9 protein-coding genes are annotated in these 9,651 nt (G+C 58.8%); 1 reads left to right on the forward strand and 8 read right to left on the reverse strand.

All coding sequences use genetic code 11. The features are described 5' to 3' along the window. The 7 genes from VN887_12415 to VN887_12445 form a co-directional block, all read right to left on the reverse strand. The coding region (locus VN887_12415) for a trypsin-like peptidase domain-containing protein (GenBank protein HXT40808.1) at positions 1 to 431 on the reverse strand (431 nt) is incomplete at its 3' end. A 145-nt stretch (positions 432 to 576) separates the two neighbouring features. Beyond that, positions 577 to 1,047 carry a hypothetical protein gene (locus tag VN887_12420; GenBank protein ID HXT40809.1) on the reverse strand — a complete coding sequence of 157 codons (471 nt, stop codon included), beginning with the start codon at positions 1,045 to 1,047 and terminating at the stop codon, positions 577 to 579. A gap of 164 nt (positions 1,048 to 1,211) precedes the next feature. Then, entirely contained in the window at positions 1,212 to 2,867 is a 1,656-nt protein-coding gene (locus VN887_12425; GenBank protein HXT40810.1) for a phospholipase D-like domain-containing protein, read from the reverse strand. 456 nt (positions 2,868 to 3,323) lie between these two features. Beyond that, positions 3,324 to 3,689: a YkgJ family cysteine cluster protein gene (locus VN887_12430; GenBank protein ID HXT40811.1), complete on the reverse strand. Its 366-nt coding sequence runs from the start codon at positions 3,687 to 3,689 to the stop codon at positions 3,324 to 3,326. Between the two features lie 178 nt (positions 3,690 to 3,867). After that, positions 3,868 to 4,431, reverse strand: a complete 564-nt coding sequence (locus VN887_12435) for a DUF4126 domain-containing protein (protein ID HXT40812.1) — start codon at positions 4,429 to 4,431, stop codon at positions 3,868 to 3,870. 696 nt (positions 4,432 to 5,127) lie between these two features. Beyond that, complete coding sequence (locus VN887_12440; GenBank protein ID HXT40813.1) at positions 5,128 to 5,553, reverse strand: hypothetical protein; 426 nt, start codon at positions 5,551 to 5,553, stop codon at positions 5,128 to 5,130. A gap of 143 nt (positions 5,554 to 5,696) precedes the next feature. After that, complete coding sequence (locus tag VN887_12445) at positions 5,697 to 7,100, reverse strand: TonB-dependent receptor (GenBank protein ID HXT40814.1); 1,404 nt, start codon at positions 7,098 to 7,100, stop codon at positions 5,697 to 5,699. A gap of 199 nt (positions 7,101 to 7,299) precedes the next feature. Here VN887_12445 and eno point away from each other — a divergent pair, with 199 nt between their 5' ends. Then, the gene (gene eno / locus VN887_12450) at positions 7,300 to 8,589 is read left to right on the forward strand and encodes a phosphopyruvate hydratase (GenBank protein HXT40815.1); all 1,290 of its coding nucleotides are present in this window, start codon (positions 7,300 to 7,302) and stop codon (positions 8,587 to 8,589) included. A gap of 99 nt (positions 8,590 to 8,688) precedes the next feature. On the opposite strand, the gene VN887_12455 is transcribed toward eno, so the two are convergent. Then, the coding region (locus VN887_12455) for a lipase maturation factor family protein (GenBank protein HXT40816.1) at positions 8,689 to 9,651 on the reverse strand (963 nt) is incomplete at its 5' end.

The following is a 9,651-nucleotide window of genomic DNA, read 5'->3' on the forward strand; positions in this document are numbered from 1 at the left end:
TTCGGCGCGAACACGCGAATCACCGCCAGGTCCGTGTCCGGGTCAGTGCCGACCAGATGCGCGTCGGGCCGGCGACCATCGGCGAGGGTGACGTCAATTCGCTCCGCGCCGTGGACCACGTGACTGTTGGTGAGAATAAAACCGTCCGGCGTAATGATGAAACCCGAGCCACTGCCGGCTGCTTCACGACCGCCGCGCCGCTCATCACCCTTGCGCACGTCAATCTTCACCACCGACGGACTGACCTGCTCGGCGGCGCCGGTGACCGCGTTGGAATACGCGTCCAGCAACGGGGCGTCGTTTGTGGCGTCGGTGCTGTGCGCCGAATTGTCGAGCCGCAGGCTCGACGCTACACCGCCGGACTCGTCGGCAAGGTTTTCTGATTCATCCACCATCGGCAACACATCAAAAACTTTCCCTGCACTTTTCATAACAACGATCCCGCTTTGCGGGATCGAAATATCAGTAAGCCAGGAAGGGAATCTGTCAAATGGCGAACGGGAACAAGAGTGAGTACGGAAAAAGGATGCGATCAACAGACGAGAACCGGCCCGAAAGATGGAGAGCTGCTTCGAATCACCGCGGATATTTGATGGTTGTCACTTTTTGCGGATCGATCTCGAGATTGCGAGAGCTCGCCAGATTGATGTAGCCATCCAGGTTCACAGGAACGGCTCCCTCCCTGACCAGGCCGGTTATGACTGTAACCGCGATCTTGCCGTAACAACGCCCATCACGGCTCTTTAAGTAGAAACCGCCATTAAATCGGGACGACCATGCCTGTGAATCCTTTTGAGCGCCGACAAGAATCCTGGGTTGATAACCTGCCTCCGGCGCTAAAAACATCTTCTCGAAACCAAAACCATCACATGGAATCAGACCTCCATTCGCTGACTCGAAAACTGCATTCCAATCATATTTTTGAACAATATTTGGTTTCGGTGAACTCTGAATCCGAATGGTCAGGTCTCCCCCCGGTTTCAATGCGCCTACCCGTTTCGAAGTCGAAAGCGATCGGCGTGCCGCCAAGAGGAATGTAAGATTCAATTCGAAAATGAATCAAAGGTGCGGTAACATCTTCCTTGAACCAGTCCGCCACCGGTCGGGTGACAAGCCGGCTGGATCTGATTCGTTCGGCCTCGATGTCAATGGCGCACGGCTGCGGGCAATCCGCCCCGCACCGCATGTTTGAACCCGAACCCCCTTGGTCTTCAACCCGCGAAATACACGCGTTGACGCGACGCGAAGGAGGTCCCGAAGTAGCGCTTCCACCACTTGTCCTTCTCATCGAGATGGGACACTTTCGCTTCGTCGGGATTGGTCTGGCTGGACAACCAGTCGCGGAACGCAAAGTGGTTGTAAAGACGCATGAACTCGCCGAGGTAAATGTCGGCCACCCGGGTGTTGCCGCGGATGACCAGCATGTTCTCGTCGTTGTCCGTGGTGGAGGCGTCGCTGAAGTTTGCCGAGCCTGAAACCACCAGCGGATCGTCGCTGAGCGGGTCCACAAGCATGTATTTCGTGTGAAGGTACCGGACGTGCACATTCAGGCCCGACAGCCTTTCCTTCAGCCAATGGTCGAAGGCTCCCTTGCCAAGAAACGAGCCGATGGCGAATTTGTTTTCCTCCATTTTGCGCAGTGTGATGATGGCGGCTTCATTCGCCTTTTTTTGGGCCGCGGTTTTTGTCGGACCGCTCATTTGTTCCATCAAGGCGTAGCGTAATTTCGCCTTTCCCGATCGGTAGGCGTCCTGGAAAACCTTGTTCATTCCGAAGGCGAAGGTCATGAACAATGCGTCGTTGGCCTGCTTTGCCCGTTCGGCATACCAGTCAAGTGCCGCAAGGTCCGGCCTGGGACTGAAGATTTCTGTCGCCCCCTCGGGCGCGTTGCCAACGGGCACGGGCGAACTGGCGGCCAGAACGGGCGCGTCGTCACTTTTGGGTTCGTTTTTGGACAATTCCTCCCAGAGCCACAGGTATCGGCCCGCAACGTCCGTGTCTTCGCAAATGTGGACGACGTTGCTGTGACCGTAGATGCCGCCCACACTGAAATTGGTGGAGCCGGTGAGGACGGCTTCCGCCGCTCCATTTTTGGTGAGGATGATGATTTTGTTGTGGGAAAGGGTCAGCCCCTTTGCGTTGCGGGGCGCGCAGTATTTACCGAGGCCGAAACTGGCGATCGCCTTCTCGTTGGCGGTTTTCTGGCTGTCATTTTTGGCGTGGTAAAGGATTTTTACGTCGGCTTTCCGCCCAATCGCAGCCTTGAGCGCTTTCAACACGCCGGGGTCGGTGAACTCGTAAGCGCCAACCCGCAGACCCCAGCTGGCATTCTCCGCGCGGCCTATGAATTCGGCAATCGCCTCTGCGGCGCCCCGTGAAAGCCAGTCAAACGCGGCCTGACCGACCTGCCGGGGTGATTTGTCGCCAAACCGGCGCGTGTATTCCTGCGAGGCAGCCGAACCGCGGTTGAAATGCACATGGTGGATGACCCCGCGCAAACTCTCGGTCCGTATTTGCACGGGACACGTTTCCGCCTCCTGCGGATTCGCCGGCGATCCGCGCAACGCGACGACTTCATAAGTGTAATCGTAGTCCGGCTTCGCTGAGAAATCGGACCAGGTAAAACCCTGAATGGGATGCTGTCGGGTGGAATACAGCACTCCGTTCGCAGGATGAGGCTCGACACTGGCAAATGTCTTGTAGCCGCCCAGCCAGTACACTTCGCCCTCGTTGTGATCGAACCGGCGGATCGCGAAGCCGAGCAGGCCCGGACACTTCGTCTTTGGCAGATTGATCCCCAACAAGACCACATGGGTTCCGGCGATTGCCTGCACGCCAAGGCTGCCAACGTGTTGTTTGTTACGCATAGCTGTTTTCCTTTTGGACGAGAACTCGGTGGTCCTCCGGCACGGTTTTTGGGACCGTAAAAAACAACGCTGCTCAAGCTCAAACATTGAGCCCCCGGTCCTTTGGTTCGTTCCAACGTCTGCGCCTTTCGCAATTCAAAGGCGAGCTTTTTCCGCGGGCTTCGTCGCGCTTAAACTCCCAGTGCCGGACAAACGGCCATTGGTCGGTCCTGGTCGGTTGGCGGGTTGGAATTCACCGCCGAGGTGAAGAAAAAGTCGGCAGGTATTTCGAACGACCGCCGTCTTCCCGAATCGCGGGGTTTGGATCGTGCCCCGAAATTTCGCCGCTTCCGGCTGACGGGCCGTTCAAAAAAACGCCCGGTCGGGGGACCGGGCCTACAACACGACGGATTCTCCGAAAAATCTTGCAGGCCGCGTGCCCTCACGCGGCGATTTGTGCCGTTTTTGGACGGGCCGCTAACGGCCCGTGGCCTGCGTAATCAGACGCCGGTAATCTTCATCCTTCACCCGGCGTGGGATGGCGTGGCAGACTTTTCCGAAACCGGGAAAGTTCCAGAGATTTGGAAAGTCCCGGCATTGTTGCGGCTTGACAGATTGAACCGAGCAATCGTTTCCCTCGAGGAAAACGCATCCGCCGTCCGGCTTTTCAGCCAGAACCAAACCACGGCGATCCGGACGCAAGCGCATGAAGCGCTGAATGAACTCGTGCTCGGTAAGGCCCTTGTGCACGGCCAGACGCGCCAACTCGGCTTCGGTCACCCGCACCTGTCCGGGCCAACGGCAGCAAGCGGTGCAACGCCGGCATTCGTAAAAGATCGGCACCTCGGGAGCGTAATTCGTTCAACGTCGGGCGACAAGATCAGGTTGCCTGAATCGCCGGCGACACTCTACCAGGATATGATCATGGTCCGTGCAGCCGCGTGGTGGGTTGCGAACACGACATTCTTGCCAGTCCGTAACGGGACCCGACCTGCCCGCATGCCATTGGGCCGCGGGTTGCTCAGGTAATCAATTGCCTCCGCTTGATGAAGACTTTTCTGCCGACGAAAAAAAGCGTGACGGCGATAAGCGCGACCACGAGCACGGGCACCACGAGTGAAAGAAGCGAAGTGACGAGCGAGCCGCCCAGTTCCACGGTGGCCAGAATCGGATTGGCCAGGCCTCCCGTCCCGGCGCTCGACGCGCCGCGCGCCATTACAGTGCTCCCTTGAACCAGCCCGGCAACACCGCCCCCGGCAATGACCGCCAGGGTCCATTTCAAAAATGGACTCATCTCCGCGACCACTGACGCAGTGACGAGCGTGCCCGCGACGACTGCTGCCGGCGAAGCGATCGTGTCCAGCAGGTTGTCCAGCCAGGGAATGTAATAAGCGGCGACTTCGAGGACGGTTGCGACTGCGAACGCGATCAGGGCCGCGTCGGATCCCATCCAGGCAAACCCGGAAGCCAGTTTCAAATGTCCGGTGTGTGCGGCCACGCTGGCCACCAATAACGGCACGAACACGCGGAAGCCGCACGCAGCACTCAGGCCGATGCCGATCAAAAAGCTTAATGTAGTTTCCACAAAGAGTCCCTTCGGATCGGGCAAATTTGCACCGCAATCAGAACACGGAACGATCGCTTGAAGTTTCAGCTGTTTCTCGCAAAACGCAACCCGCCACACGCTAATTCTTCCGACTGGTGGGCGCCTTCTCACCGTCCGCCGGACGAAGCGTAATTTGAGTGGCTGGCCCAGGTTGCATCCACGCCGCAAGGAACGTCTCCTGGTCAAGATCCTCGCTTCGGGCGAGGCTCTCCGTCGCGGTACGGGCAATGGTGCGAACAGGGTTTTGGTATCGTTCGACTATCTATCTGACCGAAAGCCTGGCGATCGACGTTGAGGCTTGCGGCAACCAGTTCACCATCACGCGGGCCGTTTGCATGGTTGCGCGGCTCATCATATCGCGTGGAAGAGGCAGAAAAGTCGGAAAGATGACAGGACTTCTGTGACCCGTGCCACACGCAGGAGCCAATGAAATCCAAGTCATTTGAATCCGCACAGCGGCGCGTGCTCAGTCCGCAGCAGACCCAAACAGTTTCTGTTCTTTGATGATGTGGGCGACCTGCGGCGGCACCATGATTTTCCAGGCGAAATCACCGGCCCGAGTTTTCGCCAGCACTTCGCGCGAGTAGATCGGCAGGGAGGCTTGTTTCAGAACCGTTGGGGCACCCTCTCGCGCATCAAGGTTGCTCCTTGAAACTTGACGAAGGGGCCCGCACCTCAGCGTCCAGGGTGGTCTTCCACGAATTTTCTGACGGCTTCGGCGCCGAGTCGCCGATCAAGTTCCGTAAGCGGGTCGCGCTTCAATTCCTCGCGATCGATTCGGAAGCGCAAGTAGGTGGCGGAGGCTGAAGCAACCTTGACGGTGGCGGTGCGCCGGGCGTCTTTTTCAAAAAATCCGACCTCACCGAAGACATAAATCCCGTCTGCGCTCCGGATGGTGGCGCCACTCTGGGAAAAATCCAACTTGCCTCGGAGCAATAAGCCGAAACTGTTGTCGGAAGGCGCTCCTTCCATATAGATCATGGTACCGCGAACAGAAGTCATCTCTTCCGCCCGCCAGAGCAGAAAAGCCAGCGCGGATTCATCCAGGCCCTGAAAAAGTGGACAGCCCTTGAGAGCATCCTTGACCAATGAATATTCCATAACGTGTCGAGTGCGACGACGCCGGAGCTTCGCACCTGACATTCATGAAGTCAAACTCTCGCGATGACGCCGGAGGGCCAGTCTCAGGGGCGCGCGGAACAAAAGCCCCTTTGCAGCGCCAGAGGCCATGAGTTCCTGCCGAATCACGCCCGATATCCGAACAGCTTCCGTTCTTTGATGATGTGAGCAACCTGCGTCGGCACCATGATTTCCCAGGCGGAATCGCCCGCCTGAATTTTCGCCAGCACTTCGCGCGAGAAGATGGGCAGAAAGGCGTCGTTGTAATCCTGGATGTTCTGAATGAAATGATTGTCCAGCAGGTAGGAATACAAATGCCGGAGGTTCGGCGCCACGCGCAGGTTGCCCGCGGTGATGATGGACCCGGTCGTCCCCTCCTGGGAGGGATACACGTAGAGGCGCAAATCGTTTTTGAACAGGCGACCGAACGATTCGAGAATCCCGCCTTCGAGGTCGGTGTAGTATTTTTCCTCGAAGACCTCCCGCAAACTGGGAACCCCCATCGCGATGCCGATCATTTTTTTTGTGTAACGGGAAAGATAGGATGCCAGCCGGAAGTAACGGGCGTAATTGGAGATGAGCACCGTCCGGCCAAGCGAGCCGAGCAGATCAACCCGGTCCAGGAAATCCTTGTGATCGATCACACCACCGTCGCCGGTAAGGTTGCGCAGCGTCATTTCCATGAGCACGACGATCTCCTCGCCCTGCGCCTGCGGTTCCTGCACAAACTGCGCCTGGGCGCAATTCAGCATGTCAACGGTGACCTTGGTGACCGGACGGAAGCTGCCACGCTCGACGAGGATGGGCCTCTTATAGAGCACTTCAGCGGCCTGCACCACCTCGCCGTCGGCCGTGAACATCGCCGAATCCGTGAGGCCCTGCGTGACGAGTTGCAGGGCCATCAACCGGTTGTCCACGTCCTTGAAAGCCGGCCCGGCGAGCTTGATCATGTCCACCTCGATCCGGTCGCGAGAGAGATTGTCCACCAGGCTGGCGATGACCGTCTCGGGGTCATCGTGATAGCAACAGGCCGCGTAGATCAGGTTGACGCCGATGATGCCGAGCGCCTCCTGTTCCTGAACGTTCTCCTTATCGAGCATTCGCACGTGAATGATGATGTCCGAGGCGCCGGACTTCGGCGCCGTTTGAAACCGCACGCCCATCCACCCGTGCGCTTCGTCCTGCCGCGAATAGCTCCGGGCCGCGACGGTGTTGGCGAAGGCGAAGAATTTCGTTTTGTCGCCGCGCTTGACGTCGAGCCGTTCCAGCAGCAACGCGTATTCATGCTCGAGCATGGACTGCAGTCGCTGGCGGCTCACGTAGTGTTCGCAGGGGCCGTAAATTGCGTCGCTGACGGTCATGTCGTACGCGGAAATCGTCTTGGCAATCGTGCCCGACGCGCCACCGACGCGGAAAAACCAGCGGGCGACCTCCTGTCCCGCGCCGATCTCGGCGAACGTGCCGTATTTGTGGGGGTCCAGATTGATCTGGAGGGCCTTTTGGTCGGTACTAAACGTTTCCCGTTTCATGCGGAGAGAATGTTTTTCACAAATGGCGCAACGATTCGAGCAAAATGCTGGCGGTGAACCGCGGCAGGAAGGGCTCTCCGCCGGTGAACGGAAACACGGCACGGTTCACCGTGCATTGCCCGACGATCTGCTTGCGCCTTGACTCGCCTTCGCTCGCTTCTATGATGCCCGCTCATTTTACGAAATCAAACACCGAACCATGAGCACCATCGTTGATATTCAAGCCCGCGAAATCCTCGACTCGCGCGGCAACCCGACCGTGGAAGTGGACGTGATTCTCGAGGACGGCGCGGCCGGTCGGGCGGCGGTCCCGTCCGGCGCCAGCACGGGTGAACACGAAGCGCTGGAACTGCGGGACGGCGACAAGCAGCGTTACCTGGGGAAGGGCGTTACCAGGGCCGTCAGGAACGTCACCGGAAAAATTCTACCTGCACTGCGCGGCGTGGATGCGCTGGATCAATTGACCGTTGACCGCATCATGCTCGATCTCGACGGCACGGAAACGAAATCGAAACTGGGGGCCAACGCCGTCCTCGCGGTTTCGCTCGCGAATGCGAAGGCCGCCGCCGCCGAGGCCGGTCAGCCGTTGTTCAAGTATCTCGGCGGGCCGAACGCCAAGGTCCTTCCCGTCCCGATGGCGAACGTCATCAACGGCGGAGCCCACTCGGACGCTCCCATCGATTTTCAGGAATTCATGATCACGCCGCACGGCCTGCCGACGTTCAGCGAGGGTTTGCGCGCGATCACCGAGACGTTTCATGCGCTCAAAGCCGTGCTGAAAAAGCGCGGCCTGAGCACCGCGGTCGGCGATGAGGGCGGCTTCGCGCCCAAACTGAAAAGCGTGGAGGACGCCCTGGATACCATCGTTCAAGCGATCAAAGATGCAGGCTACAAGCCCGGCCAGGACATCTTCCTCACACTCGATCCCGCTGCCTCCGAGTTTTATGCCGGCAACGCGAAATACACCTTCAAGAAAAGCACCGGCGAAACCGTGACCGGCGATGATCTCGTCGCGTTTTACACGAAGCTGGCGGCGAAGTATCCGATCGTCAGCATCGAAGACGGCTGCGGCGAAAGCGACTGGGCAACGTGGAAAAAACTCACCGACAAACTCGGCGGCAAAGTCCAGCTGGTGGGCGACGATTTGTTTGTGACCAACGTGAAGTTCCTGCGCAAAGGCATCGAGCACGGCGTGGCCAACTCGATTCTCGTCAAGGTGAACCAGATCGGATCGCTCACGGAGACGCTCGACGCCATCGAGCTGGCGAAGGAAAACGGTTACACGGCCGTCATCAGCCATCGCTCGGGAGAAACCGAAGACTCCACGATTGCCGACATCGCGGTGGCCACCAATGCGGGACAGATCAAGACCGGTTCGCTCAGCCGCTCGGATCGGCTGGCGAAATACAATCAACTCCTGCGCATCGAACAGTTGCTCGGCCGGAACGCGGTTTACGCCGGGACCATGGCGCTGCCCCGAGGTCGCTGATTCCGTCCCGGCCGCATTCATCCGGATGTGCCCAATCCCCGCGCCCGGCAGCCCCCTTCCAGCGCCAGCCGGCAGCCTGTCGCCAACCGACGATTTCCGTCAGCACAGTTCCGGATCGTCCGCCGGCGCGTTTCCACTCAACGGTCCGCCCTGAGAAAGCATGGGACTATAAAGGCCGCGCCGCTCGCGCCGCCACCAGGCACCGGTGGCTTTGCGGGTTGCGAAGTCAGAAAAGCGATAATCATAAAACACCGCGCGAATGAAACGCGGCGGCCGGTCGGGAAAAGGATTGGCCCCCAGCAATGCCAGCACGTCGCAGGAACCCTGCAACAGCCGCCGCAGGAACTGGCCGACCCAGGGATTGCTGTGATAATTGCCCAGTGCGGCGAACCACATCTGCCAGTCAAGCCGCGGCTGATGGGGCGCCACAAACCGGGGCCTCCGCTTTATTTCGCCCGGTTTCCATTTGAATTCGTACGCGCGCCATTCGACGCCGTCGTTGCTGCCTTCGACGATGATTTCGGGACGTTCGCTCGTCATCACCGAAAAGAGACCGTAGCTGTTGACCAGCCGGAACGGTTCAAGCCATTCGATGAGCCGTTCCATCGGGCCCGGCCAGCGCGGCAAATATCGGAAGAGACGGCAGACGACGTCGATGGACAGAAGCGCGACAACGAGCGCAACAGGAAGAGTGATCCACGGCGGCCAATCCGGCGATCTGTCCGCGGTCAAGGAAGGATGAGCGAAGGGCGACAGCCTGTTGAACAACGGCTGCCAGAAGGCGTCATCAAAAAGTAAAACCGAGAGCGCGATTCCCAGCAGGTTGAAGAAGCAATAATTGCCGGTGACCATGATGAGCAACATCAGCAGAATGAAGGCGACTCCCGCGGCCCAGCTGAACGGCGGTGGCGCGAAGACCAACGCCGGCATCACGAGTTCAATGGCGAACACCAGTGCGATCGATATTTTGTGAAACCGGGCGGGCAGCTGGTGCACATACCATGCGGTCCACGTCGGGAGTGGCTGAGTTTCGTAGTGATATTGAAGCGCTGTGAAGTTGCG

It is taken from the genome of Candidatus Angelobacter sp. (genome assembly GCA_035607015.1).
Taxonomy (GTDB): domain Bacteria; phylum Verrucomicrobiota; class Verrucomicrobiia; order Limisphaerales; family AV2; genus AV2.